We start from the raw sequence: 24,245 nt of genomic DNA on the forward strand, positions 1-24,245 counted from the left end.
TGAGCCGTCCTCAGGGGTCGGGAAGCAGTGCCGCCCACCCTGCCCCAAACTTTGACAGCCGTCAAACTTTGACGGCTGTCAAAGTTAGGCCTCGGCGTCCGCCGCGGTCACCACAGCCGGCAGCAGGCCGGGGAAGCGGGCCTCCATCTCCTCCGTGCGCAACGAGTTCAGCTTCGTCGTGCCGCGGTAGTGCTGCCGGATCACGCCCGCCTCGCGCAGCACGTTGAAGTGGTGGGTGAGCGTCGAGTCCGACACCGGCGTGTCGAAGGTGCCGCAGCCCTTCTCGCCGCCCGCCCGCGTCAGCTGGCACACGACCATGCGCCGGACCGGGTCCGCCAGCGCCTCCAGGGCCTGCTGCAACGTGACCTCGGACAGCTCGGGGTGCTCCACGATCCGCGGGGTGGTGCGGGGACGTGCCACGGTTGACTCCTCACGACTTCGATGACGTTCATAGTACGACCGCCATCGAACCTTCAGCTGGCCCGGACTCGCCGGTAGCCTCCCGTCCATGAGCAGAAAACTGCTGGTCGGGCTCGGAATCGTGTTGCTGCTGGTCGGCGGGGTGTGGACCGCGCAGGGGCTGGGTTATCTGAAGGGCAGCTTCATGACGGGGCAGCAGCTGTGGACGACGATCGGGCTGCTGTGCGCCAGCGCCGGCGTCATGATGCTGATTCCCTGGCCGAAGAAGAAGTGACAGAGCGTGCGCCATCAATCACAGCCCCCGGCTCGCTGTGAACGGTAATGCCAATCTGTGAATGAACGATCTCGTCGGTGACGCGTATTTAGTCAAAGACAGAACAGCCGTTTGTGTCATGGATCGTCCGACCTTCATCAAGCCGGGGACCGCCATTGCCCAGCACAGCTGAATCCGCCGCTCACGGGGCGGCCGCGGGGATCGTCCGCCGATTCTGGTGGCGCACCAGCCAGCCCGCGAGGCTCGCGATCGGATGTTTCGGTGTCGTCACCGTGCTCGCCGCCACGGGCGCGGTGGCGTTCAGTGGCGACGCCCTTTCCCGGGAACGCGGGAACGCCGGACTTGAAGCGAGCGGGTTCCGGGGCGACTCGATCCAGGTGACCGTGCGCGAGGTGACCGAGGTGGATCTCTTCGAGGGTGCGGAGCCCATCACCGGACGCGTCGTGCGCGCCCGCGTCGCCGGGTTGCGACCGGCGGCGGGCTGCTGGGTGGCGGAGTCCCGCGCCACCGCCCAGGACCTGTTGCGCGGCAAGGACGTGCGTCTCGTGGTGAGGAGGGACGACGCGTCCGATCGGATCCTGGTCGACGTGGAACTGCCGGACGGCACGGACTACGCGCGGACCGTGGTGAGCGGCGGCGTGGTGCAGGCCGATCTCGCGGCCCGCGGCGAGCTGGCGCCCGACGAGTCCGGCGCCCGGCTGGGTCGCGTCGGTCTCTGGGCAGCCGGCTGTGCTCCCGGCGCGGTGACGAGTGCGTCCAGCACGCCTCCGTCGTCCTCTGCGCCGAGTTCGTCCACGACGACAGTGGTCACGACCACGACGGAGACCTCCACGCCTCCGCCACCTCCTCCGCCGCCGCCCACGACCACCTCGGCGCCGGACGAGCAGTGGGACGACTCCAGGCTGGGCAAGTTCTGCCTCATCGAGGGCGCGCGCAGGACGACCAAGGACGGCTACGAGATCGTCTGTTCCCGCAACGGCAAGAACCAGCTGAGGTGGCGCCGTGGAGACTGACGACGACGTCGACCTGTTCAGCAAGGCCGCTCCCGCCACCGAGACGGGGCCCGGCCTCGCCGACGGCCGGAGCCCGCGCGGCCTGACGCCCGGCGGCTGGGTGCGCACGACGGGCTGGCTCCAGGTCGGCGACCACCCCGTGAGCTCGGCGCTCGTCGCCGCGGTGGTCGGCCTGCTGGGAGCCGTGGTCGTCGCGGCCGCGTTGGTGCGCGCGCAACCCGTCGCCGCCGGGGTCCTGGTGCTCGCGGTGCCCGTGGTGTGCGGCGGGGCGTGGTGGCTGTTCACCACCCGGCTGAAGCCCGCGTCCCCGGCGCGCAACGTCGGCACCACGACGGCGGACGAGCTGGTGCCCGGCGACAACGTCCGCCTGTACGGCACGATCGGACCCGTCGGTCAGGTGGCGGCCGTGACGATCGGCGAGGACGTCGAGGTGGACTTCCACGGCGGTGCGCGCGAGTCGTGGCCTCGAGACCGGACCGTGCATCTGGTGCGGCTCCTCGGCTGACGTCAGGGCAGCAGGAGCTCGAAGAGTTGCCGCAGGGTGGCTTCGAGCTGCTCCTCGTCCGTCCCGTTCAACGCGGTGCTGCCGATCACCTTGCGCAGCAACCAGAATCCCGCGATCACCGACAGCACCACCGCGGCGCGGCCGGTGCCGCGGGTCTCCGGCGCGACCTCGTGCAGGTGCGCCTCGACGTGCCGTTCGATGTTCTCGCGCAGGATCTCGGCCGCCCGCGGGTTGGCGGCCGAGCGCAGCATCAGCAGGAACGGCGACAGGTCGTCCGCGGCCGGTGCCGTGCGGCGGACCAGTGCGGCGGCGATGTCGCGGGCCAGGGTCGCCGGGTCGCCGCCCAGCACCGTGCGGTCGGTCATGGACACCTCGGCGACCTCGGCGAACAGCCCTTCCTTGGAACCGAAGTAGCGGTTCACCAGCATCGCGCTGACCCCGGCGGCCTGGGCGATCTCGCGGACGCCGATCCCGTCGAAGCCGTGCCGGGTGAAGCTCTCGATGCCCGCTCGCAGGATCGCCGAACGAGTGGCGGACGCGTCCCGGCGATGTGTCGTCGTCATGTATACGAGTGTAGACTTACCTTGTAAGTATACGACTGTAGACTTGATGGAGACGCAGTGGAACTGAACCTGAAGGGCAAGCGTGCCCTGGTCACGGGCTCAAGCTCGGGGCTGGGCGAAGCGATCGCACGGCTGCTGGCCGCGGAAGGAGCGGAGGTCGTCGTGCACGGGCGCGACGAGGTCCGAGCCAAGGCCGTCGCGGCGGACATCGGCGCCGCGGCGGTGGCGATCGGTGACCTCGCGACCGATGCCGGGGCCGACGCGGTCGCCGAGGCCGCCGGCGAGATCGACGTGCTGGTGAACAACGCCGGCGTCTACGGCCACGAGAGCTGGCAGGACGCGACCCCGGACGTGTGGCGGGACATCTACGAGACCAACGTGGTCTCCGCGGTGCGGATGATCCAGCGCTTCGTCCCCGGCATGCGCGCCCGCGGCTGGGGCCGGGTGATCCAGATCGGCGGCGGCCTCGGCTCCCAGCCGATCCCGGTCCAGCCGCACTACAGCGCCACCCTGGCCGCCCGCCACAGCCTCGCCGTCTCCCTGGCCCGTGAGCTCAAGGAGACCGGTGTGACCTCGAACGTGGTCTCACCGGGCGCGATCATGGTCGACTCGGTCCGCGAGTGGCTGACCGGTCACGCGCCTGCGAACGGCTGGGGCGAGCGGTGGGAGGACATCGAACGCAACGCCGCCAGGGACTTCGTGCCCAACGACATCGGCCGCTTCGGCCGTCCGGAGGAGATCGCCGGCGCCGTGGCCTACCTGGCGAGCCCGTACGGGGACTACGTCAGCGGCGCGACGATCAGGGTCGACGGCGGCACGATCAAATCGGTGATCTGACCTGCGGTGGTATCCGGAGAACGGTGCCGTCGCCGGACACGTGCAGCGTGCCGTCCGGTGCGACGGCGAGCCCGGCGAACCCACGCGGGCACCCCGGCATTCCGTGCACGAGCAGCGCGCGCGGAACCGTCTCCAGTGGACTGAGGGCGAGATCGTCGGCCTCAGTCCTGATCTCACCGGTGGCCAGGTCGATCGCCAGCAGCCGCCGCCGACCGGCCTCCACGACGAACAGCTCGTCACCTCGGACGGCCAGACCCTGCGGTGCCGCCAGACCTCCGGCGATCAGCACGGGCTGTCCGTCGACGCGGTGAACGCCCTGCTCGTCGCTGACGTAGCAACGCTGCTCGGTGTCGAACGCCACGTCCACCGGCTCGCGGAAACCCTCCGCCAGCACGGTGATCGTGTCGTCGGCGTCGATCGCGATGATCCGCCCGGCGCCCGTCTCCGCGACCACGAGCACGCCGTCGTCGCGCACCGCGAGACCGAGCGGACAGCGCAGGCCCTTGGCGCGCACCTTCCCGTCCGTGCGCACCTCGCCGTACTGCGAGGTCGTGTGCAGCCGGTCCTGATCGGCGGCCACGCCGTGCGTGAAGCTGACCGCCCGGTCGCCGGCCACGCGATAGTGGTCCGCCGCGTGGACGACGCCGCCGGAGTCGACCGTGATGCCGTAAGGCCCGACCAGGCCTTGCGGCACGATCTGCCGGATCCGGCCGTCCGGGTGGACCTCGGCGATGCCGCCACCGGCGAAACTGGAGACGTACACCCGGTTGTCGTCGTCGACCGCGGCGTTGTCGAGCCCGAACACCCCGGTGGTGAGGAGTTCCCGTTGCCCGGTGGGGGAGATGCGCGTGATCTCGCCCTCGGCGCCGGCGGACAGGATCAGCAGCGCGCCTTCGCGGTCGAAGCGAACCGCGACCGGGGTGTGCAGGCCGTCGGCGACGAGTTCGGGTCTGCCACCGTCGGGGGAGATCCGGTGCACCTCACCGGTGAGCATGTGCGGGTAGTACAGGTGTCCGTCGGGGCCTGCCTGCATCGCGTTGCCCATGGCCAGACCGGTGGCGAGCACGACGGGCTCGCCACCGTCCGGGAACAGTTCGAGCAGCCGGCCGCCGGGACGCATCTCGTTGACGAACAGCCGGTCTCCGACGCACGTGATGCCGTTCGGCACCTTCACCTCGTCGCTGACCAGCGCGTACTCGCCGACTGGGTTCCGGCGCCACACCCGGCCGGGCACCAGGTCGGCGACGTACATCGAGCCGTCCGCACCGAACGCCAGGTCGTCCGGTGACTGGACCACGCTGTCGATCGGCACGATCACCTCGATCTCGCCGGTGCTGAGATCTACGGCGCTGATGCGTCCGCTGAGGTACTCGGCGACGTGGAGCCTGCCGTCCGGGCCGAACGCGATGCCGTTGGTACCGCGGAAGGGGCTCATCCGCCCATCACCATGACGTCGTCGATGTCGTTCGCCCGCCAGTCCTCGAGCAGGGCGTGGAACGCTGAGGCGCCCGCGCCGTACCCGTTGCGCGGCTGGGGTTTCCCCTCGTTGTTGTAGTAGCCGGGCGTGCATTCGAGGTGGAACCGGTAGAGCTCCTCGGCGTTGGCGCCGAGAGCCGACACCCAGGCGTCCACGGACTCGGCGCTCGGCTCGACCCACCGCGCGCCGCGCTTGCCGGCCTCCTCGACGACGGCCGCGATGTGGCTCGCCTGCTCGTCCAGGACGTGTGTGAAGTTCACCGACGCGGCGTTCTGCAGCGCGCCCATGGTGAACAGGTTGGGGAAACCGTTGCTGTAGAAGCCGTGCAACGTCCGCGGGCCGCGGCTCCAGCTCTGCAGCAGGTGGGCGCCGTCGCGGCCGTACACCGGCAGGCGGCCGGTGACCAGGTCCGACATGCCGACCTGGAACCCGGTCGCGAAGATGACGCAGTCCACCTCGTACTCGCGGTCGCCGACCACGATCGCGTTCTCCGTGACGCGTTCGACGCCGCCGTGGTCCGCGGTGTCGACCAGCGTGACGTTGGGGCGGTTGAAGGTCTGCAGGTACTCGTCGCTGAACGTCGGCCGCTTGCACGCGTAGCGGTACCAGGGCTTGAGCAGTTCGGCCGTGTCCGGGTCCGCCACGATGCTGTCGACGCGGGCGCGGACCTCGTTCATCTTGCGGAAGTCGAGGAGTTCCTCGACGCGCTCGCGTTCCTCCGGCGTCAGCGACTCGTGCGCCTGGCCCTGGGTCATCTTCCGCAACAACTGGGCGCTGGACGTCCACGCGTCGCCGACGTGGTCCTCGTCGGTCTGGCCGCCGCTGAGGATGTCGAGGAAGTTCTCCATCCGGTTCCGCTGCCAGCCCGGTGCCAGCGACGCGGCCCAGTCCGCCTCGGTCGGCCGGTTGCCTCGGTAGTCCACAGTGGAAGGGGTGCGCTGGAAGACGTACAGCTGCCCGGCGTCCCGGCCGAGGTGGGGCACGACCTGGATCGCGGTCGCGCCGGTGCCGATCAGGGCGACGCGCTTGCCGGCCAGTCCGGTGAGGTTCCCGTTCGCGTCGCCGCCGGTGTAGCCGTAGTCCCAGCGGCTGGTGTGGAAGGTGTGGCCCGTGAAGGTCTCCACGCCGGGGATGCCGGGCAGCTTGGGCCGGTCCAGGGTGCCGTTGGACATCACGACGTACCGAGCCCGCATCCGGTCGCCTCGGTCGGTGGACACGATCCACTCGATCGCGTCCTCGTCCCACCGCAGCTCCGTGACAGCGGTCTGGAAGCACGCGTCGCGGTAGAGGTCGAAGTGCTCGCCGATGGCACGGGCGTGCAGGCGGATCTCCTCGCCGGGCGAGTACTTCCACTCGGGGACGTAGCCGAGCTCGTCCAGCAACGGCAGGTAGATGTAGGACTCGATGTCGCAGTGGATGCCGGGATAGCGGTTCCAGTACCAGGTACCGCCGAAGTCGCCGCCCTTCTCGATCACCCGGATGGAGCCGGCACCGGCCTGCCGGAGTCGGGCCCCGGCGAGCAGGCCGCCGAGCCCGCCGCCGATGACGATGACCTCCACGGTGTCCTGCAACGGTTCGCGGGTGAAGTGCGGATCGCCGTGCGGGTCCTCGGCGTAGTAGCCGAACTCGCCGGAGGCGTCGCGGTACTGGGCGGCGCCGTCGGGACGGATGCGGCGCTCCCGCTCGGCCCGGTACCTGGCGCGCAGTTCGTGCGGGTCGAAGCCGAGGTCTTCGGAAACGGACAGCACAGAAGGAGCCTTTCGCTGAAAAAGAGTGGTCGTCAGACCGCGGACCAGCCGTTGTCGACCGGGAGGACGACGCCGGTGATGTTGGAGGCGGCGGCGGAGGCGAGGAACACGATCGCGGCGGCCTGCTCGTCGGGCTCCGCGATGCGGCCGACGTTCGGCATGTACCGCCCGACGACCCGGGGTCCGTGCCCGGCGGGGTCGGGGGAGGTGGAGATGCCCGTCGCCGTGCCGCCGGGCGCGATGGCGTTGGCCCGGACACCCGACTCGCGGTACATGACCGCGACCGAGCGCATGAGGCCGACGAGTCCCGTTTTCGCTGCCGTGTAAGCGAGTCCGGCGGCGCTGCCGCGCAGGGCGGCCTCTGACGCGGTGTACACGATGGCGCCCTTGCCGTTGGCGAGCAGGTGCGGCAACGCGGCGCGGGTGAGCCGGAACGGCGAGGCCAGGTTGACGGCGAGGAGGCGATCCCACTCCTCGTCGGAGACGTCGGCCGCCGCCGTCATCGAGTCCATGATCCCGGCGTTGCACACCAGCACGTCCAGGCCGCCGAACGCGCTCACCGCGGTCGTGACCACCTCGTCCACCACGGCGGGATCGGTCAGGTCGCCCGCCACGGCCACCGCGGTGCCACCGGTGGCGGTGATCTCCTCGGCCACGGTCTTGGCGGCGTCGCCGTTGACGTCGGCGACCACCACTTTCGCGCCCAGTTGCGCGAACTGACGGGCCGCTGCCCGTCCGATGCCCGATCCGGCGCCGGTCACGACGACACTGCTGCCGTCCAAGTCACTGGTTGTGGTCATGCGATCACCGTACCGACTTATTGGCACGCTGCGCCACTATGTCGCTGAAAGACAAAAAGTAGGATGTGGAGCACACAGGACGGAGGTGGCATGACCGGCCATCAGCAGACCCGCGCGGCGGAGCGGACCGGACGCCCACCGCTGACCGAACGGCGCAAGGCCGAGACCAGGCTGGAGGTCGCGCGCGCGGCCGTCCGCCTCTTCCTGGCCAAGGGGGTCGCGGACACGTCCGTCGAGGAGATCGCGGCGCAGGCGGGCATCTCCGCGCGCACGCTGTGGCGCTACTTCCCGAGCAAGGAGAGCTGTGTCATGCCGCTGCTGGCCAGCGGGATCGAGCAGACCGCGGCGCGGTTGCGGTCGTGGCGCGGTGACCAGGGCGTGGCCGAGCTGGTCAGCACGATCGCGTCCGCCCACGTCGAGACCCCCGCGGCGGCGGGCGAGATGCTGAACCTGGTCCGGCTGACCAGGACCGATCCGGGCCTGCGCGCGGTCTGGCTGGAGGCGCACCGGGAGGCGGAACCGGCCTTCGCCGAGGCGCTCGCCCACCGCGCGGGGCTGGCCGAGCCCGACCTGGCCACCGCGATCCAGGCGGCGATGATCAACGGGGCGTTGCGGGTGGCCGTGGAGCACCACGCGTTCAACGCCGAGACGCCGGCGTCTCTCGCGGCGGCGACCGCCGAGGCTCTGACGATCGCCGCGCGAGGACTACCGGCTTAGCCGATCAGGGGTTCCAGTCCACGACGAACTGGGCCCGCTCGAAGCGCCGGGCGGCCAGGTCGTCGCGGTGGATCGCCCAGAACATGGTCGCGCCACCGCCGGGGCGGTAGATGTTGAGCTCGGCCAGCAGCACCCAGTGCTCGCCGTCGGTCGCCCGGTCGGACCGCGGTCCTTCCTTCGCCTGCCAGGCGGCCACTTCCGCGGCCCACTCGGCCGGTGTGCGGCCGTCGAACTCGGTGCCGTAGCCGCCCAGCAGGAACCGCGAGGCGGGGTCGCCCCACTGCCGCGCGAGAGCCTCGGCCGCGTCGTTCGTCTCGCCGGGGAACGGCAGGGACAGGGCGGGCACCAGGTGGATCTCACCGCGCTGCATCTCCTGGAAGATCTCGGCGAAGTCCTCGTCGTGGGTGATGTCGGGGTGCAGTGGTCGCTCCCGCACCACCGCGTCCAGCGGCACGTGGACCACGTCTCCCATGCCGTCCTCCTCCGGATAGCTGAAGAACAGCAGCAGCCCGTCGGGCGGCAGCGCGAGGTCGGTCGTCTCCGGTGGCACCGCGGCGCAGTCGATCGTCGCGACCAGCGGGAACCACCGCTCGTCGACCTCGTCGGGAACCATGATCGGCCCGCCGAAGTGGCCTACGCGCTGCCCGCCTTCGCGATGCACGCCGCACGGCCGGGCGAGTGGGTCGTGCATCGTCATTCCTGTTCGGTTCCTGCGAGGGTGCGGGCGAGCCAGGTCGTCGTGGTCCTGACGAGTTCGTCGTCCACCGGCCGGCGCAACTGCCTGGGGTAGAAGAGGATCGACGGACGGCCGGGGTCGCGGCGGAGCAGATGGGTCAGGTCGGGCACTCGCCGCACCTCCGCCGAGCCCTGGACGAGAGCGTGAATCTGCCGCAGGTCGTCGGGATCGACCTGGACGTCCTTCTCGCCGGTCACGGCCAGCACCGGAACGCGGATGCGCGCGAGGTCGGACCTCGTGTCGTGGCCCAGCATCTCGCGCGTCCACCGGGCGTTCATCGGCTTCCCGGCGACGCGCACGACGTCCGGGCCGGGCGACTTGAGCCGGATCACCCGCCGGACGGCCATCCGGGCCAGTGGCCGCAGCGGCGCGGGAAGACCACGGGCGACGGCTTCGGCCTGCCAGCGCAGGGCGTCCTCGCCGGTGCGCGCGAACCCTGCCAGCAGCACGACGGCCGCGACACCGGGGCGCGAGCCGAGCGCCATGGCGTGCAGCGCGCCTTCGCTGTGGCCGACGACGCCGACGCTTCCGATGTCCGGGCGCGCCGCGAGAGCGTCGAGTGCCGCCGCGGCGTCGTCCCGGTTGTCGGCGAACCCGGTCGCCAGCCAGTCGCCGGGGGAGGCACCGACACCGCGCCGGTCGTAGCGCAGGGACGCGATGCCCTGCCGGGCGAGCGATTCGGCCAGCGCCGGACCGAGGTTCTGCCTGAGCCGCCCGGCGTTGCCGTCGCGGTCGAGCCGCCCGGAACCGTGCAGCAGCAGAACGGCCGGATGGGGTCCGGCGCCGTCAGGCATCGACAGGGTGCCCGCTAACGGCGTGTCGTCACTCGCGTTGATCGTCAGGTCCAAGTTCTGCAAAGTCCCAGCTCCGCATGTCTCTCAGCGCCACGAATATTCTCGACTCTGAGAACATTACCGTACGTGAGAAGATGGGGACATGGCGACCGCGGACCTCCTCCTGCATCCCGTGCGGATGCGCATCCTGCAGGCGTTGTTCGAGACTGATCCGCTGACCACGGCCCAGTTGAGGGAACGCCTGCCCGACATCGCGCCGGCCACCATGTACCGGCACATCGCGGTTCTCGCGGAGGGCGGCGTGCTCGAAGTGGCGGACGAACGCCGTGTCCGCGGCACGGTCGAGCGCAGTTACCGGGTGCGCAAGGAGGAGGCCGCGGTCGACCAGGACGCGCGCGCCGCGATGACCCGCGAGGACCACCTGCGGTCGTACTCGACGTTCGCCGCCTCGCTGATGGGCGACTTCGACCGCTATCTCGCCCACGACGGCGCCGATCCGCACGCGGACGGCGTGCTCTACCAGCAGGCCGCGGTCTGGCTGACCGACGAGGAGTTCGCCGCGATGAACGCGGAGATCCAGCACGCGGTCCTGTCGCGGATGGGCGGGGCGCGGGACGGCGGACGTCGGCGGCGGGTCGTCAGTCTCGTCGTGGTGCCCGACGAGCCGAAGGGTTCCGAGTGACCCAGTCGGCGAGCGCGGTGAGCGTGGCCTCGGCGCTGGCCGCCATGTAGTCGCGCAACGCTTCCACGTCCGCGCGAGTGCCCCCGAGCACCGGATCCATGCGCAGCAACCGCCACGACTGCTCCGCCACGGTGCCGCGGTCGTGGGCCTCGAACGTCCAGCTCCACTCCACGACGCCGTCGACCACGAAGGCGAAAACGGCTCCCGGCTCGGCTTTCACCACCTGCGACCGGGTGGTCCACTCCTTGCCGTCCCTGCGGTTGCGGCCGCTGAACCACGCGCCGGCCTCGGGTCCGGAACCCTCGTCGAACGCGACGTCGCTCGCGTTGGGACTCCAGCGGCTGATCGCGGACACATCGCTCACGAGGCCGTAGACGTCGCCTGGCTCGGCATCGATCCACGTGCGGCGCGTGAAGGTGAAATCGGACGGGTCCAGCTCGGTGACTGTGCTCATGGAGCCCACTTCAGCGGGTGCCTCGCGGGCGGACCACTCCCTGCTCTGCGTATCCCTGGCTGGGACAGGTACCGCTCCTGATCGCAGCCCATACTCGAATCCATGAGCGGAACCGCACAGTTCGGGGACTTCCTCCAGACGAGGCGATCGCAGCTTCGCCCGGAGGACGTCGGCGTCCCGACCTACGGCGAACGGCGACGCGTGCAAGGTCTGCGCCGGGAGGAACTGGCGCAGCTGGCCGGTGTGAGCGTCTCCTACTACACGCGGCTCGAACAGGGACACTCCCTCAGCGCTTCACCCGAGGTGCTGGACGCGCTCGCCACCGCTCTGCAGTTGGACGACGCGGAACGGCAGCACCTGCACGCCTTGGCGAAGCCGGCGAAGGCGCGCAGGGCACGCCGCCCCGCTCCCGAACGCGTGCCGGAGGCGACCGTCCAGTTGCTCCACGCACTGGCGGACGTTCCCGCGATCGTGCTCGGCCGTCGCAGCGAGGTGCTGGCCTGGAACAGGCTGGGACACGCGTTGTTCGCGGGGCACCTGGACTTCACCGCGGTGGACCGGGTGGCAGAACGGCCGAACATGGCTCAGCTCGTGTTCCTGGACGCGCACACCCGTGAGTTGTACGCGGACTGGCAGAGCAAGGCCAAGGCGGTGGTGGGGAACCTGCGTCTGATGACGGGGCAGCATCCCGACGACGCCGCGCTGCACGAACTGGTCGGGCAGCTGAGCGCGAGGAGCACGGACTTCGCCTCGATGTGGGCCGACCATCGCGTGAAAGCCTGCGCCACGGCCGTGTACGAGATGAGGCATCCACTCGTCGGTCCGCTGGTCGTCACGCAACAGACCCTGAGCAACGGACCGAGCCCGAGCATCGTGGTCGCGACCGCCCCGCCGGGCTCCCCGTCGGACGTCGCGCTGTCCCTGCTCGCTCACCTGATCCGGGCGTAGAACGCCCGCACAGCAACAACATCAGAAGGGTGCGGCGCTGCCGCACGCCCGAAAACAGTGAGGAACCCATGTCTGCGAAGCATGTCCGCAAGGCCTTCGTCGCCGCGATCCTGGCCGCGACCACCTTCGCCGCGACACCGGCGCACGCCGCCGCGTTGTGCGCTCCGCAGGTCGTCCAGCACTTCGACCTGGCCAAGGGGCAGACGCCCGAGAGCATCGTGCTGTCTCCCAACGGAACCGCGTACGTGACCTTCGCGAAGGCCCGGCAGATCGCCGAGATCTCGCCTGGTGGCCGGGTCCGGATCCTGGCCACGCTGCCCGCACCCGCGGACGGCGGAGCCGGCACGCCCGCTTTGGGCTTCCCGCTCACGGTGGGCATCGATCGTGCGTCCGACGGCACCCTGTACTTCCTCTACGCCACCGGCACCGCGGACCTCACCGGCGTCTGGAGCCTGCGGCCGGGCGGGACACCGCGCCGCATCGCGCCGTTGCCCGCAGGGAGCCTGCCCAACGGTCTCGCGCTGGACCAGCGCACCCGCACCCTCTACGTCGCCGACTCCACCGGCGCCGTGTGGAAGGTGCCGACGACCGGGGGCGCGACCGTCTGGGCGTCCGGCCAGGAGCTCCAGCCGACGGGCTTCCTCGGCGCGAACGGTCTCAAGCTGCACGACGGCTCGGTGTGGGTGACCAACCTGGATCAGGGCACGGTCCTGCGCATCCCGTTGCGCGCCAACGGAAGCGCTGGTCCCGTGCAGGTCGCCGCCACCGGTCTCGCCGGCATCGACGACTTCGCGTTCACCGGCAGGGGCGACGAGATCATCGCCGCGCTGGACACCGTGAACGAGGTCGCGCTCGTCAAGTCCGACGGCACGCACGAGGTCGTCCTGACCGCCGCCGACGGCCTGCAGGGCCCGACCTCGATCGCGGTGCGAGGCCGGACCGTCTACGTGCCGAGCGCCGCCTACCTCACCGCGACGGACCCCAACCTGCTGCTGGCCCGCCTCGGGCACTGAGGGCTCGACACTGCTATCAAGTCTGATAATGTTCTCGAAACTGATAGCGATCGCACCTGAGGAGCAGAGGATGAACGACAACGCGCGGGCCGGCCGGGGGAGTGGCCTCGCCACGTTCTTCACGGTCACCTTCATCACCACGTGGGGGTTCTGGCTCGTCGCCATCGTGCTCGGACAGCCGCCGACGACGTTCCCGACCGTGATCCCGTTCCTGCTCGGCGGTTTCGGCCCCGTGTTCGGCGCGATCGCGGTCAGGATTCGCCGGCGTGGCGGGCCGGTTCCCGTCCACACCGTCAGGTTCCGGCTCAACGCCCGGCTGCTGTGGGCGTTACCCCTGCTGATGCTGGCGGTCGCGACGGTGGCCGGCGGCACGGTGCTCGCGCAGGCACTTGGTGGTCCGGCGCTGAGTCTGGACGAGGGACGGGCGCTGATCGCGACCGCCGGTGGCGCGGCGCCGTTCTTCGTCAGCATGCTCGTCGGTGGCCCGCTCGCCGAGGAACCGGGCTGGCGCGGCACGGCCTACCCGCGCTTGCTGGCGAGGATGGGGCGCTTCCGCGTCGGGCTGGTTCTCGGTGCGGCGTGGGCGGTCTGGCACCTGCCGCTGTTCTTCATGACCGGAACCGTGCAGGCGGGCTTCGGGCTGCTGAGCTGGAGCGGGTTGCTGTTCACGCTCAGCGTCTTCCCGATGGCACTGCTGACCGGCTACGCCTACGAGCTCGGTGGTGTTCCCGCGGCCATCGCCGTCCACTTCGGAGTCAACGCGACGTCGGCCGTGCTGAACGCCTACTCGCCGATGACGCAGGCGGTGGTCCTCGCGGTGCAGCTTCTCGTCGCGGTGGTGGCGATCTCGCTGCGCCGGAACGTGCCGGTCACCGCTGTGGACGGTCCTGGAGTTCGGCTACAGCACGGGTGAGCCACTCCGCCAGGAGAGTGCGCTCGGCCTCGCTGAGCGCCGGGAAGTCAGGCAGTGCGGCCTGCAGCGCCACGGCGAGAGCGATGGGCCCGGAGTCGGGCCGGACGGACGCCGAGGTCAGGATCTCGCCGAGAACCGCGTCCAGCAACGCGGCGGCGAGGTCCGGATCGCGGCGGTCCTCCGGCTGCCCCAGCAGCGCGAACACCGCGCCGGTGCCGGCGGCGTGGATCATGTCGACCGCTCGCGCCTCGGACACCTTCAGCAACCTCGCGGCCGCCACCCGTGCGACTCGCGCCCGCAGCACTTCGGTGCCGTCATTGGTGGTGGAGGAGTTCCGCAGCCGCCCCGGCGCGACGAGGAGCAGGAACACGTCGGGGTTGGCGAGGTTGAACGCGATGTGGGCGTGCCAGGCGGCCCGCAGGTCCTCGACCGGGTCGCCGTCCTCGCCGGCGGCCTTCGCCGCCTTCGTGGCGACGTAACCGGCCAGCACGTGCTCCGCGACCGCCTCCAGGAGGCCGTCCTTGTCGCCGAACAGGCGGAAGATCGTCGGCGGTGGCACGCCCGCCTCCTGGGCGACCGCGCGGGTGGTGACCGCCTTGGCGCCGCTCGTGCGGAGCAGGTGGGCCGCGGCGGCGACGATCCCGGACCGGGTGTCAGTGGTGGTCGGCTCCGACATGGATCGATGGTATCAGGAAGTTGATACCAACGATCCGAATCGATGGTAGCGTGAAAACGAATCACTGGTTCACGCAGGAGGAAGCATGATCATCGTTACCGGAGCCAGCGGCAGGCTCGGCGCCCAGATCGTCGAGAAGCTGCTGGACCACGTTCCCGCCGGCACCGTGGGCGCCAGCGTCCGCGACCCGGACAAGGCGGCGGCACTCGCCGCTCGCGGCGTCCGCGTCCGGGCAGGCGACTTCACCGATCCGTCCACCTTGGAGCACGCCTTCGAGGGCGCGGACCAGGTGCTGGTCGTCTCGGCCTCGATCAGGGGCCCGCAGGCCGCCGGTGCCAACGTGGCCGCGATCGACGCCGCCGTGCGAGCGGGCGCGTCACGCGTGCTCTACACCAGCCACCAGGCGGCCTCGCCCGACTCGTTGTTCGACCCGGGACGGCAGCACGCGTCGACGGAGCGGCACCTCGCCGGCCAGGGCGTCGCGTTCACGGCCCTGCGGCACGGCTTCTACACGAGCACGCTGGAGCACTACGTGCCCGCCGCGCTGCGGACCGGTGAATTCCGGCTGCCGGAGGACGGGCCGTTCTCCTGGACCGCGCACGCCGACCTCGTCGAGGCGGACGTCCTGTCGTTGACGCGCCCCGGCGCGCTCGACGGCCTGACGCCGCCGCTCACCGCGCCGGACCTGCTCGACTTCGCCGACGTGGCACGCGTTCTCGGCGAGATCACCGGCCGCGACGTCAAGCGGGTCGTCGTGGACGACGAGGAGTGGAAGGAGACGGTGGTGGCCCAGGGCATGCCGGCCGCGGCGGCCGAGTTCACGCTCGGCATGTTCCGCGCGGCGCGGGCCGGTCAGTTCGCGGTCACCGACCCGGCGCTGGAGAACCTGCTCGGACGACCGGCGATCTCCGTGCGCGCCGTGCTGGAGGACGTCGTGCGCCTCCAGCCCTGACGGTCACCGGAAGATCGTGCCCAGGACGTGGGCGAGGATGGCGCCGGGATCGGACGCGGGGGCGACCGCCTGCCGCAGGGCGAGTCCGATGCCCAGGGCGCCGAGCATGACCACCGCCTGGTCCAGCGGCATCGCGGGGTCGAGGTCCAGGCGCTGCGAGTGCTCGGTGAGCAGGGCGACGACCTGGTCGTCGTGCCGCCGCTGGATGGCGGCGACCAGGGTCGCGGTCTCGGGTTGCTGCGCCGTCGCGGCCAGCACCTCCGCGGCCGCCGCGCTCCACTTCGCGGCGTCCTCGTCGGTGGGGTCGGCGGGAGCGAGGGCCGCGAGCACCTGGTCGCGGCTGGTGGCACGGCCGAGCGCGTCCCGCAGCCCGTGCAGGTGGGCGTCCGCGCCGGCTTCGACGATCGCCAGCCACAGCCCTTCCTTGCCGCCGAAGTGCTTGTAGACGGCGCCGCGGGTGTACCCGGCGTCGGCGGCGATCTCCTCGACCGTCGCCGCCAGGAAGCCGCGGCGCAGGAACACCTCGCGCCCAGTGGCGAGCAGGTGTTCGTGGGTGCGTTGCTGCTGCTCAGCCCGGGTCAGCCGGATCATCGCCCGCCGTTTCAGTAACAGACCGTTTCTGGAAACACGACGTTACTGTACCGTCGGGCGCATGGAGCTTCTGGGGTCTCTGGCGGCGTTTCTCAGCGTGCCGCTCGGCCTGGCGGTGTTCGTCCTGTACGCCGCGCGGGCCCGCCGCCGGGGTGGTGGCGGGTCGATGCTGTCGCCGATCGAGGAGATCTGGGACCCGATCTCGCACCGGACGAACATCGAGATCCAGGTCGAGGGCGAACGGAGTCCGGAGACTCCGTCGCCCGGCGACCCGCTTCGACTGCGTGTGCCTCGCGGAGATCAGGGTGTGACGCGGTAGGCGTCGATCATGCCCACCGACGTGCTGCGGTTGACGATGCGGATCGTGTGCTGCCCGCGCGTCAGGCCGGACTTCTGCCACACCACCTGTTGCACCTGGCGTGCACCGGTGACACGGAGGTCCACTGTGGACTGGAACGCGTTGTCGAGGTAGACGTCGACCGTGCCCATGTCGCCGTTGCGTTCGGAGAGGTACTGGATGCCGGTGCCGGTGAACGTGTAGGTCGCGGCGGCGTTCACGGTGGTCGAGTGGTGGGTGTCGTCGTTGTAGTCGCCGTAGCCACGGCCGGTCGTGAGGTGCCAGTTGCCGTCGTAGCCGCCCTCGGTGTTGTTCACCAGGCCGCCGCCGCTCGCGTTGAGCCCGAGTGTGGACGCCTTGCCGCTCAACGACTTCGCACCCTGGTTCTGGCTGCCGGTCAGACGGGTGGTGGCGTACGAACTGAGCGGCTTGGCGGTCCGTTCGACGACGTAGGTGGCGTTCGCCGCGGTGGCGAACTCGAACTCGGCGGCCGAGGTGGTCAGCAGGACCGCGTTGTCCGAGGTGCGCCGGACGCGGATCTGCTGACCGCCCCACGGGTTCACCACCCGTGCGGTGGCGCCCCACTGGCTGCGCAGGCCGACGTACTTGGTCTCGTTCGCCTCCCGTTCGGAGCTGACGAGGAAGCCGTTCTTGGCCAGCAGCGTGAACTTGCCGACGAACGACGAGTTGGTCGGTGCGGCGGGGAACACGCGGATCTTGTCGTTGTACGACTGGAGCAACGCCTCGTTCATCGCCGACAGGTGCACGCCGTGGTACTCGAAGACCCCGTTGGTGTTGTTGGTGAAACCGTTGGGGTAGTTCTGGTACTGCTGCAACATCCGCTTCATGCCGGTGAACGTCTGGTCGCCGAGACCGAGCCGCGCGGCCTGGACCGCGTCGTTGGCCCACACGTTGCCGTACGGGAAAGGCCTGCTGTTCCACGTGTTCAGCGCGGTCTGGTAGTCCGGGTAGCCCAGACCCGTGACGTTGTACGGCCAGATCAGCTCCGACGCCACGTTCTCGCCGTTGCGGGTCTGCGACAACGGCGGCTGGTGCGGCAGGTACGCGCCGTTCTCCTGCGGGTACGCGACCAGGTTGTCCAGGATGCGCTGCCACTCCGGCCGCAGGTTCGCGTCGACCCCGAGTTGTTGTGACACCGTCAGGGCGATCGGGAAGAGGCTGCGCACGGCCGCGAGGTCGGTGATCGCGTTGCGCACGTTCCAGTAGGTCTCGTGGGAGTTGGAGTTGGCCATGTAGTACTTCCCGCCGCCGTCGACCGACAGCGTGCGGGAGTAGAACTTCGTGACCTCGCGGATGTAGGGGTAGGCGACGTTGCGCAGGTAGTCGGCGTCGTTGGTGTACCGATATTGCAGGTACATGTTGAACGCCGCCTCGTACCCGGTCGACAGCACGTTCTTGGTGTAGTCGCTGTTGATCGTGCCGCGGGCGTTGCCGTCCCAGCCCATGGTCTCCGGCACCCACAGGCCGTCCACGCCGTAGCGCGTCTGCGTGTACGCCTTGAGAGCGCTGTAGTTGCGGCTGTAGAGGTTGTTGAAGGTGTTCATCAGGTCTACGTGGTTGGACGCGAGGAACGAGTTGTAGACGTCGCGCTGGTTCCAGTACCAGTACGAGTTGCTCCACTTCGTCGCGTCGCCCGTCGCGCGGAACACGCCGTTGATGAAGTGGAACGGGTAGTTGCCGTACCCGCCGGCCGCGACCAGGTAGGTGGACAGGTAGTACACGTTCTCCAGGTAGTCCGCCTCGCCGCCCATTCCGCCGTACTGCACGAACGACTTCTGCCAGAAGTTGTGCCACCAGTTGCGGTAGTTGGTGAAGGTCGTGCCGTAGCCGGTGGACTTCACCGCGTTCAGGGCGTTCTTCGCCTGGTTGACGGAGTTGTTGCCCGGGGCGTTGAGCCGGGTGGAGGCGGTGAACCAGACCGTGTAGCTCTGCGACGGGGTGATCGACAGGCGGACGCGGCTGTTGTTCACGACGGACGCGCTGTAGTTCGCGCCCTCGACCGTCGCGGCGAGCGTGTACCCGAAGCGCTGCGCGTCGGTCTGGCCCCGGCTGATCCCCGCGCCGGACGCGTCCGCGTAGCTGCTGACCGTCCGCCAGGTGGTCATGTCCGGCACGTCGCCGCTGTTGCCGAGGTTCGCCACGTCCCACAGCGACAGCTCGAGCGTCACCGCGCCGACGCCGCCGCGGGTGTCCTCGACGTGGATGCCCATCACCTCGGAGTTGGGCTGGCCCATGATGGTGACGGTGCGGTTGTTGTCGTACTTGGTGGTCAACGTGCCGTCGTACAGCGAAAGTCGTTGCTGGAACGTGCTGTAGCCGGTGTCCATGGCGGGCGAGGTGGCGAGGTTGAGCAGTCCGGCGCCGAACGCGGTCTGCTGCGAGGCGTCCACATTGGACACCTGCATGCTCAGGCCGCCGGACTGCCACACCATCGCGCCGGTCCGGCCGTTGCCTACCGTCAGGCCGTGGTCGGGGTTGGTGTTCGGCCGGTTGTAGACGAGGTCGTGCTGGGACAGGTAGTTCGCGTGGTCGACGTCGAGCCGGCCCGACGAGTTCGAGAACGCGACGTCGCCGGGTGCGGCGACGGCGGGAGCGATGGCGGTCAGGGTGGCGCCTGCGAGCACGGCGATGGGCAACAGACGAAGCGACCTCATGGAGCACCTTCCGGAGCAGGGAGAAGGTGAACAGGGCGGTGTCACACCCAGTTAACATCCGACGTATCGAGAGCGTCAATACGTCGGATGCCCCAGCGGGGACCGGTTTTTCCCGGCACAGCTCCGATCACTCGGTCGGCTAGTAGACCGTCACCCCGTAGGCGTTGAGCGCCTCGGTGACGGGCTGGTAGAAGGACCGCCCGCCGCTGGTGCAGTTCCCGCTGCCGCCGGAGGTGAGGCCGAGCGCGGTGTTGCCGGCGAACAACGACCCGCCGCTGTCGCCGCCCTCGACGCACACCGTCGTCGCGATCATGCCGGTGACCGTCGTGCCGTCCACGTAGTTGACGGTGACGTTGAGGCCGGTGACCTTGCCGCGGTGGAACCCGGTGGTGCTGCCGCTGCGGCCGACCGTCTGACCCACCACGGCGTTGCCCGCGCTGTCGATCGAACGCCGGGTCCCGTCGTAGAGGTTGACCTCACCGGGCCTGCTGATGTTGCTGGTGTACTGGAACAGCGCGTAGTCGTTGCCGGGGAAGCTGGTCCCGGTCCTGGACGCGATGACCTGGCCGCCGGAGGTGGACCAGGTGGACGTGAGGTTGCCGCAGTGGCCGGCGGTGAGCAGGTAGGCGGTGCTGGTGCCGGGCCTCTTGACGTTGAACCCGAGCGAGCAGCGGACGCCGCCACCGAGAATGGCGTCACCGCCCGCGATGGTGGTCCGGAACGACCCGGGGACCTGCTCCAGTCGCGCGGTGCCGCCCAGGCCGGCGACGACGGTCTTCAGCCGGGCGAGCGCCGTGCCGGTCACGGTGGTGTCGGCGGACACGACGACCTGGTTGGTGACCGGGTCCGTGCCCCAGGAGGTGCCGGGGATCTTCGCCGTCCGGTCCAGAACGGCGGTGCCGGCCTCGAGGGTGGCCGCGCTGTGCTGGACGAGCCGGGCTCGTGCGCCGGACGCGGTCACGGTCGCCAGCGCGGCCTGGTCGGTCACTGTGACGACGAGCTTTCCGGAATCGTCCAGATAGGACCCGGCGGCGGACGTGCCGAGCCTTGTTTCCAGAGTGGAGACATCGGCCTGTGCGGCGGGTGCGGACACGAAACCGGCCGCCAGCGCGGCTATCGACACCAACGTGAGCGTGGCAGGGAAAATGCGCATCGAGAACTCCCGACTGTGCAACGAGAATCGCCCCCGGCAGGGTTGCGGGGTGCACAGCCAGAGTGCTGCGTTTCGGGAAAACGGTCCAGATGCCTAATAAAAATTTGGGCGGCGAACGGCCGATAATAGTATTAAGGGAATTTAGCGATGAACGGTTCGGCGCGGACTGCTCCGCGCCGAACCGTTCACCTGTCACACCGTGAAGGTGTAGTCACCGGCCGGAACGTGGAAGGACGACACGCCGGAACCGGAGCCGAGCGGAACGGCCCCGGCCGGAGCCGTCACCGCGGTGGTCGCCGGCACGCGCACGACGGCCGAGGTCCCGGTGGGCACGACCACGTGGAGGGTGAAGCGCCCTCCGGTCGTGTTCCACTCGCTGACCGCCTCCCCGTACGGCGTCCGGTGCGACGACCTGGCCGAGGTCAGCCCGCCGCCCGGTTTCGGCGCGATGAGCAACGACCGGTAGCCGGGCGAGGCCGAGCTCAGTCCTCCGACGGTGCGGTAGAGGAAGTCGCCGACCGAGCCCATCGCGTAGTGGTTGAAGGAGTTCATGCCCGGATCCTCGAACGACCCGTCGGGACGGATGCTGTCCCAGTGCTCCCAGACGGTCGTCCCTCCCTTGTTCATCATGTAGCCCCAGCCGGGGTAGTCCGGCTGCATCAGGACCTGGTACGCGACGTCGGCCCGGCCGTGGTCGGCCAGCACCGGCAGGAGGTGCGACACCCCGACGAACCCGACGGTGAGGTGGTTGTTCGCGGCCCGGATCCTGGCCACGAGCTTGTCCACCAGGGACTGCACGCGCCCCTGGGGCACCAGCCCGAAGGCCAGCGCGAGCGAGTACCCCGTCTGCGTGTTTCCGGAGACGGTGCCGTCCGCGGCCACGAGCCGGTTGGTGAACGCGGCCGAGACCTGGTCGGCGAGCGCACCGTAGGACGCCGCCTCGGCCGTCTTCCCGATGGCCTGCGCCATCCGCGACACCAGCCGTGCGGACCACGCGAAGTACGCCGTGGAGATGACGTTGCGAGGCGTGTCGTCGTTGACGTTGAGCCAGTCGCCGAATCCGCCGCGATCACGGATGAGATCCGCCTCCGCGGTCGAACGCAGGTAGTCGACCCACTTCGTCATGGCGGCGAAGTTGTCCTGCACCACGCGCAGATCGCCGTACCGCTGCCAGAGCGTGAAGGGCACGATCACGCCCGCGTCGCCCCACGCCGCGGTGCCGCCGCCCATGCCGCCGACGTTCGGTGCGACGTCAGTGAACGCGCCGTCGGAGCGCTGGGCGTCGACCAGGTCGTCGGTGTACTTGTCGAGGAACGCGGACACGTCCAGGTTGTGCGTGGCGGTGGGGGCGAACGACGCGATGTCCCCGGTCCACCCCAGCCGCTCATCGCGCTGCGGGCAGTCGGTCGGGACGTAGAGCATGTTCGACCGCTGGCCCCACACGATGGCGTTCTGCAGCTTGTCGAGCATCGCGTCCGAGGTGTCGAAACCGCCGATCTCCTCGCCGTTCGTCCACGCCGCCCGGCCGGTGATCGTGTCGAGTGTCGGCGCGCTGGGCAGACCGGTCAGTTCGACGTAGCGGTAGCCGTGGACCGTGAACCTCGGTTCGAAGGTCTCGGCCTGGCCGGTGCCCGCCAGCACGAACTGGTCGGTGACCTGCGCGCCGCGCAGGTTGGTGGTGTAGAGCGTGCCGTCGGAGTTGAGGACCTCCGCGTGCCGCAACGTGACGGTGGTGCCGGAGGGACCCTGCACGCGCAGCCGGTTCCAGCCGGAGAAGTTCTGGCCGAGGTCGAAGACCCACACGCCCGGCTTGGGCTGGGTCAGCGCCACCGGGCGCAGATCCCGCTGGACCTTCGTGCCGGCGTCCACCTGCGCCACCAGGTTCGGCAACGCGCCCTGCCGGACCTGGGCGGACCGCCAGCCGCTGTCGTCGAAGCCGGCACCGTCCCATCCAGGGATCGCGAGCCGGGCGTCCTGGCGTTCACCGTGGTACAGGTCGTCGGCGATGATCGGACTGGCCCGGTACTTCCAGGAACCGTCCGTCGCCACGGTCTGCGTCGTACCGTCCACATAGGTCAGAACGAGCTGCGCCGAGTACCACGGCTGTGTTCCGTAGAACCTGTTGCCGCCGATGCCGAGGCTGCCGGAGTACCAGCCGTTGCCCAGCCACGCGCCGAGAGCGTTGTCCCCCTGGCGAATGCGGCTGGTGACGTCGTGCACCTTGTACTGCACGCGCTTGTTGTAGTCGGTCCACGCCGGTGCCAGCACGTCCTCACCGACCTTGGCGCCGTTGAGCTGCGTCTCGTGAATGCCGAGCGCGGTGGTGAGCAACCGGGCGCTGCGCACCTGCTTGGTCACGGTGAAACCCTTGCGCAGCAACGGTGCGGGCTGCGGCACGACGACCTCGTTGCCCCACGGCGCTCCGCCGATGCCGACCAGTGCCCTCGCCTGGACCCAGGCGCCGTCGTCGAACCCCGGCTGTTCCCAGCCTGCGGGGGACTGGGTCGACGCCTTCCAGCTCCCGTCGGACTGCACCACGAGGGCGTCCGCGGACAGCTTGGCCACCAGACCCGCGGGGGAGTCGGACGTGTTGGCGCTCGACACCGCGATGGTGTTGGCACCGGCCCGCAGCCGGCCGGTCAGGTCGATCACGCCCGCCCGCCGCCAGGAGTGCTCCACCTGCGGACTGGAGTAGACCTGCACACCGTTGACCCACACGGTCGCCGTGTCGTCGGCGGTGACCGCGAGCGTGGCGGCGGCCGGCACCGACGCGAGAGTGAACGTCTTGCGGAAGTACCTCGTCATCGGCGGCAGACCGGCCGTCGGTGACCCTTCCGGGTACCAGATCCAGGTGGCGCCGTCCAAGCCCTGGCCGACCGGCCCGCCGACGAACGCTCCCCGCCACTCCGAGGCGGCGTTGTAGAGCCCGGTCTCGAACGACGAGACCGCGCTCCAGCCACCTGCTCTGCCCTGCGTGTCCCAGACGCGGACCCGCCAGTGGTAGGCGGTCAGCGACGTCAGCGCGGCGCCGGCGTAGAGGACGTCGACGGACTGCTCGTCGTGCACCCGGCCGCTGTCCCAGAGGTCACCGGTCCCGGCCTCGGCCAGTGCCTTCGTGCTGGCGACGATCACCTGGTACGAGCCCTGCCGCTGAGCGGAGGCCGTGGAGGTGAGCGTCCAGCCCAGCCTCGGCCGCCTCGCGTCCACACCCAGTGGGGCGACGCGCCGTTCCGTCGTCATCGAGGCGACCGTCAACGGCGTCGCCTCGCCCGGATCGGTCGTGGTCACGCCGCTGCCCCAAGGCTCGATCCCGTACGAACCGAGGTCCGCGGCCTGGGGCCAGGCGCCGTCGGCGAAAGCAGGCTTCTCCCAGCCTTCGCCCGCGCCCCGGCCCGCCTTCCACGCCCCGTCGGTGACCAGGTCGGTGGCCGTGCCGCCGGTGACGATCCGCGCGCGGCCGACGAGGCCCGCCGGTCCGGCGGTGGTGTTGCGCACCGCGACCGCCAGCGTGTTGGTGCCGGTGACGAGGGCGGAGCGCAGGTCGACGGTGACCGCGCGCTGCCAGGAGCTGACGTAGCGGGCGGACGCGGCGAGAGGTTCGCCGTTGAGCCACACGTCGACCGTGTCGTCGCCGGTGACGACCAGCCGGGCCTCACCGACCTGCCCGGCGGGCTGGGTGAAGGTGCGGCGGAAGTAGCGGTGCTCGGCAGGGGCGGAGGACGCGGGATTGCCCTCGGGGTACCAGATCCAGTGCGCTCCGGTGAGATCGGCGGGAGCCGCCGCGGCGGGGACCACGATGATCACGGACATGGCTAGAAGTGCCGACAATATTACGCAGAGTAACCGACTGGGGGCGTGCGGCAGGGATCGACTTCGCATCGCGTTTCTCCTGGGCTAGGGGAGTGCTGGTAACGCAGGCGGCCGATTGAAACGTTTCAATTTGGTGCTGCACCGACCCTAGGACCTG

At 70.0% G+C, this 24,245-nt stretch carries 24 protein-coding genes; 11 read left to right on the plus strand and 13 right to left on the minus strand.

All coding sequences use genetic code 11. The annotated features are described in order from the left end of the window. Positions 1 to 84: 84 nt before the first annotated feature. Positions 85 to 420: an ArsR/SmtB family transcription factor gene (locus ACIQF0_RS10975; RefSeq protein WP_401027322.1), complete on the minus strand. Its 336-nt coding sequence runs from the start codon at positions 418 to 420 to the stop codon at positions 85 to 87. An 88-nt stretch (positions 421 to 508) separates the two neighbouring features. Here ACIQF0_RS10975 and ACIQF0_RS10980 point away from each other — a divergent pair, with 88 nt between their 5' ends. From ACIQF0_RS10980 to ACIQF0_RS10990, 3 genes are all read left to right on the plus strand, one after another. Beyond that, complete coding sequence (locus tag ACIQF0_RS10980; RefSeq protein ID WP_319974135.1) at positions 509 to 694, plus strand: hypothetical protein; 186 nt, start codon at positions 509 to 511, stop codon at positions 692 to 694. Positions 695 to 849: 155 nt separating this feature from the next. Beyond that, entirely contained in the window at positions 850 to 1,707 is an 858-nt protein-coding gene (locus tag ACIQF0_RS10985; RefSeq protein WP_401027325.1) for a hypothetical protein, read from the plus strand. Then, positions 1,697 to 2,212 carry a hypothetical protein gene (locus ACIQF0_RS10990; protein WP_401027328.1) on the plus strand — a complete coding sequence of 172 codons (516 nt, stop codon included), beginning with the start codon at positions 1,697 to 1,699 and terminating at the stop codon, positions 2,210 to 2,212. Before ACIQF0_RS10985 ends, ACIQF0_RS10990 begins: the two co-directional genes overlap by 11 nt. A 2-nt stretch (positions 2,213 to 2,214) precedes the next feature. Here the strand turns inward: ACIQF0_RS10990 and ACIQF0_RS10995 are convergent, their stop codons facing one another. Continuing rightward, positions 2,215 to 2,775 carry a TetR/AcrR family transcriptional regulator gene (locus ACIQF0_RS10995; RefSeq protein WP_401027331.1) on the minus strand — a complete coding sequence of 187 codons (561 nt, stop codon included), beginning with the start codon at positions 2,773 to 2,775 and terminating at the stop codon, positions 2,215 to 2,217. A gap of 57 nt (positions 2,776 to 2,832) precedes the next feature. On the opposite strand from ACIQF0_RS10995, the gene ACIQF0_RS11000 reads away from it, so the two are divergent. Continuing rightward, a complete protein-coding gene (locus ACIQF0_RS11000) occupies positions 2,833 to 3,612 on the plus strand; it encodes an SDR family NAD(P)-dependent oxidoreductase (protein ID WP_401027333.1) in 780 nt (259 codons plus the stop codon). On the opposite strand, the gene ACIQF0_RS11005 is transcribed toward ACIQF0_RS11000, so the two are convergent. Genes ACIQF0_RS11005 through ACIQF0_RS11015 form a run of 3 tightly spaced genes read right to left on the minus strand, consistent with a single transcriptional unit; the run spans position 3,596 to position 7,637 of the window. After that, on the minus strand, positions 3,596 to 5,047 hold the full coding sequence (locus ACIQF0_RS11005) for a hypothetical protein (RefSeq protein ID WP_401027336.1): 1,452 nt from the start codon (positions 5,045 to 5,047) through the stop codon (positions 3,596 to 3,598). The genes ACIQF0_RS11000 and ACIQF0_RS11005 overlap by 17 nt on opposite strands. After that, complete coding sequence (locus tag ACIQF0_RS11010) at positions 5,044 to 6,837, minus strand: flavin-containing monooxygenase (RefSeq protein ID WP_401027338.1); 1,794 nt, start codon at positions 6,835 to 6,837, stop codon at positions 5,044 to 5,046. The genes ACIQF0_RS11005 and ACIQF0_RS11010 overlap by 4 nt, the downstream gene beginning before the upstream one ends. A gap of 32 nt (positions 6,838 to 6,869) precedes the next feature. Further along, complete coding sequence (locus ACIQF0_RS11015) at positions 6,870 to 7,637, minus strand: SDR family NAD(P)-dependent oxidoreductase (protein WP_401027341.1); 768 nt, start codon at positions 7,635 to 7,637, stop codon at positions 6,870 to 6,872. A gap of 90 nt (positions 7,638 to 7,727) precedes the next feature. On the opposite strand from ACIQF0_RS11015, the gene ACIQF0_RS11020 reads away from it, so the two are divergent. Beyond that, entirely contained in the window at positions 7,728 to 8,354 is a 627-nt protein-coding gene (locus ACIQF0_RS11020) for a TetR/AcrR family transcriptional regulator (RefSeq protein WP_401027344.1), read from the plus strand. Positions 8,355 to 8,358: 4 nt separating this feature from the next. Here ACIQF0_RS11020 and ACIQF0_RS11025 read toward each other — a convergent pair whose 3' ends face one another. Beyond that, positions 8,359 to 9,045 carry a DUF1963 domain-containing protein gene (locus ACIQF0_RS11025; protein ID WP_401027346.1) on the minus strand — a complete coding sequence of 229 codons (687 nt, stop codon included), beginning with the start codon at positions 9,043 to 9,045 and terminating at the stop codon, positions 8,359 to 8,361. A gap of 2 nt (positions 9,046 to 9,047) precedes the next feature. Further along, on the minus strand, positions 9,048 to 9,947 hold the full coding sequence (locus ACIQF0_RS11030) for an alpha/beta hydrolase (protein WP_401027349.1): 900 nt from the start codon (positions 9,945 to 9,947) through the stop codon (positions 9,048 to 9,050). 79 nt (positions 9,948 to 10,026) lie between these two features. On the opposite strand from ACIQF0_RS11030, the gene ACIQF0_RS11035 reads away from it, so the two are divergent. Next, on the plus strand, positions 10,027 to 10,566 hold the full coding sequence (locus ACIQF0_RS11035; protein WP_401027351.1) for a helix-turn-helix domain-containing protein: 540 nt from the start codon (positions 10,027 to 10,029) through the stop codon (positions 10,564 to 10,566). On the opposite strand, the gene ACIQF0_RS11040 is transcribed toward ACIQF0_RS11035, so the two are convergent. Continuing rightward, a complete protein-coding gene (locus ACIQF0_RS11040; RefSeq protein WP_401027354.1) occupies positions 10,523 to 11,020 on the minus strand; it encodes an SRPBCC family protein in 498 nt (165 codons plus the stop codon). The genes ACIQF0_RS11035 and ACIQF0_RS11040 overlap by 44 nt on opposite strands. A gap of 102 nt (positions 11,021 to 11,122) precedes the next feature. On the opposite strand from ACIQF0_RS11040, the gene ACIQF0_RS11045 reads away from it, so the two are divergent. The 3 genes from ACIQF0_RS11045 (at position 11,123) to ACIQF0_RS11055 (ending at position 13,894) form a co-directional block, all read left to right on the plus strand. After that, a complete protein-coding gene (locus ACIQF0_RS11045) occupies positions 11,123 to 11,968 on the plus strand; it encodes a helix-turn-helix domain-containing protein (protein ID WP_401027357.1) in 846 nt (281 codons plus the stop codon). Between the two features lie 68 nt (positions 11,969 to 12,036). Continuing rightward, positions 12,037 to 12,981: an SMP-30/gluconolactonase/LRE family protein gene (locus ACIQF0_RS11050; protein WP_401027360.1), complete on the plus strand. Its 945-nt coding sequence runs from the start codon at positions 12,037 to 12,039 to the stop codon at positions 12,979 to 12,981. A 70-nt stretch (positions 12,982 to 13,051) separates the two neighbouring features. Continuing rightward, complete coding sequence (locus tag ACIQF0_RS11055) at positions 13,052 to 13,894, plus strand: lysostaphin resistance A-like protein (RefSeq protein WP_401027362.1); 843 nt, start codon at positions 13,052 to 13,054, stop codon at positions 13,892 to 13,894. On the opposite strand, the gene ACIQF0_RS11060 is transcribed toward ACIQF0_RS11055, so the two are convergent. Then, positions 13,851 to 14,570: a TetR/AcrR family transcriptional regulator gene (locus ACIQF0_RS11060; protein WP_401027365.1), complete on the minus strand. Its 720-nt coding sequence runs from the start codon at positions 14,568 to 14,570 to the stop codon at positions 13,851 to 13,853. The two genes, ACIQF0_RS11055 and ACIQF0_RS11060, sit on opposite strands and share 44 nt — an antisense overlap. 85 nt (positions 14,571 to 14,655) lie before the next feature. Between ACIQF0_RS11060 and ACIQF0_RS11065 the strand changes: the two genes are divergently transcribed. Further along, positions 14,656 to 15,522: an NAD(P)H-binding protein gene (locus ACIQF0_RS11065; protein WP_401027368.1), complete on the plus strand. Its 867-nt coding sequence runs from the start codon at positions 14,656 to 14,658 to the stop codon at positions 15,520 to 15,522. A gap of 3 nt (positions 15,523 to 15,525) precedes the next feature. Here ACIQF0_RS11065 and ACIQF0_RS11070 read toward each other — a convergent pair whose 3' ends face one another. Further along, on the minus strand, positions 15,526 to 16,113 hold the full coding sequence (locus ACIQF0_RS11070; RefSeq protein WP_401027371.1) for a TetR/AcrR family transcriptional regulator: 588 nt from the start codon (positions 16,111 to 16,113) through the stop codon (positions 15,526 to 15,528). Positions 16,114 to 16,174: 61 nt separating this feature from the next. On the opposite strand from ACIQF0_RS11070, the gene ACIQF0_RS11075 reads away from it, so the two are divergent. Beyond that, on the plus strand, positions 16,175 to 16,432 hold the full coding sequence (locus tag ACIQF0_RS11075) for a hypothetical protein (RefSeq protein WP_401027374.1): 258 nt from the start codon (positions 16,175 to 16,177) through the stop codon (positions 16,430 to 16,432). Here the strand turns inward: ACIQF0_RS11075 and ACIQF0_RS11080 are convergent. From ACIQF0_RS11080 to ACIQF0_RS11090, 3 genes are all read right to left on the minus strand, one after another. Continuing rightward, a complete protein-coding gene (locus tag ACIQF0_RS11080; protein ID WP_401027377.1) occupies positions 16,414 to 19,125 on the minus strand; it encodes a glycosyl hydrolase family 95 catalytic domain-containing protein in 2,712 nt (903 codons plus the stop codon). The two genes, ACIQF0_RS11075 and ACIQF0_RS11080, sit on opposite strands and share 19 nt — an antisense overlap. Before the next feature lie 139 nt (positions 19,126 to 19,264). Then, complete coding sequence (locus ACIQF0_RS11085; protein ID WP_401027380.1) at positions 19,265 to 20,278, minus strand: S1 family peptidase; 1,014 nt, start codon at positions 20,276 to 20,278, stop codon at positions 19,265 to 19,267. 192 nt (positions 20,279 to 20,470) lie between these two features. Continuing rightward, on the minus strand, positions 20,471 to 24,088 hold the full coding sequence (locus ACIQF0_RS11090; RefSeq protein ID WP_401027383.1) for a family 78 glycoside hydrolase catalytic domain: 3,618 nt from the start codon (positions 24,086 to 24,088) through the stop codon (positions 20,471 to 20,473). Between the last annotated feature and the right edge of the window lie 157 nt (positions 24,089 to 24,245).

Source organism: Lentzea sp. NPDC092896, from assembly GCF_044754905.1.
Classification (GTDB): Bacteria; Actinomycetota; Actinomycetes; order Mycobacteriales; family Pseudonocardiaceae; genus Lentzea.

Coding starts and splice junctions, on each gene's coding strand:
- ACIQF0_RS11090 (WP_401027383.1), bottom strand. CDS start 24,088: ATGTCCGTGATCATCGTGGTCCCCGCCGCGGCGGCTCCCGCCGATCTC.
- ACIQF0_RS11005 (WP_401027336.1), bottom strand. CDS start 5,047: ATGAGCCCCTTCCGCGGTACCAACGGCATCGCGTTCGGCCCGGACGGC.
- ACIQF0_RS11050 (WP_401027360.1), top strand. CDS start 12,037: ATGTCTGCGAAGCATGTCCGCAAGGCCTTCGTCGCCGCGATCCTGGCC.
- ACIQF0_RS11065 (WP_401027368.1), top strand. CDS start 14,656: ATGATCATCGTTACCGGAGCCAGCGGCAGGCTCGGCGCCCAGATCGTC.
- ACIQF0_RS11060 (WP_401027365.1), bottom strand. CDS start 14,570: ATGTCGGAGCCGACCACCACTGACACCCGGTCCGGGATCGTCGCCGCC.
- ACIQF0_RS11080 (WP_401027377.1), bottom strand. CDS start 19,125: ATGAGGTCGCTTCGTCTGTTGCCCATCGCCGTGCTCGCAGGCGCCACC.
- ACIQF0_RS10995 (WP_401027331.1), bottom strand. CDS start 2,775: ATGACGACGACACATCGCCGGGACGCGTCCGCCACTCGTTCGGCGATC.
- ACIQF0_RS11035 (WP_401027351.1), top strand. CDS start 10,027: ATGGCGACCGCGGACCTCCTCCTGCATCCCGTGCGGATGCGCATCCTG.
- ACIQF0_RS11045 (WP_401027357.1), top strand. CDS start 11,123: ATGAGCGGAACCGCACAGTTCGGGGACTTCCTCCAGACGAGGCGATCG.
- ACIQF0_RS10980 (WP_319974135.1), top strand. CDS start 509: ATGAGCAGAAAACTGCTGGTCGGGCTCGGAATCGTGTTGCTGCTGGTC.
- ACIQF0_RS11055 (WP_401027362.1), top strand. CDS start 13,052: ATGAACGACAACGCGCGGGCCGGCCGGGGGAGTGGCCTCGCCACGTTC.
- ACIQF0_RS11020 (WP_401027344.1), top strand. CDS start 7,728: ATGACCGGCCATCAGCAGACCCGCGCGGCGGAGCGGACCGGACGCCCA.
- ACIQF0_RS11025 (WP_401027346.1), bottom strand. CDS start 9,045: ATGCACGACCCACTCGCCCGGCCGTGCGGCGTGCATCGCGAAGGCGGG.
- ACIQF0_RS11075 (WP_401027374.1), top strand. CDS start 16,175: ATGGAGCTTCTGGGGTCTCTGGCGGCGTTTCTCAGCGTGCCGCTCGGC.
- ACIQF0_RS11040 (WP_401027354.1), bottom strand. CDS start 11,020: ATGAGCACAGTCACCGAGCTGGACCCGTCCGATTTCACCTTCACGCGC.
- ACIQF0_RS11085 (WP_401027380.1), bottom strand. CDS start 20,278: ATGCGCATTTTCCCTGCCACGCTCACGTTGGTGTCGATAGCCGCGCTG.
- ACIQF0_RS11015 (WP_401027341.1), bottom strand. CDS start 7,637: ATGACCACAACCAGTGACTTGGACGGCAGCAGTGTCGTCGTGACCGGC.
- ACIQF0_RS11070 (WP_401027371.1), bottom strand. CDS start 16,113: ATGATCCGGCTGACCCGGGCTGAGCAGCAGCAACGCACCCACGAACAC.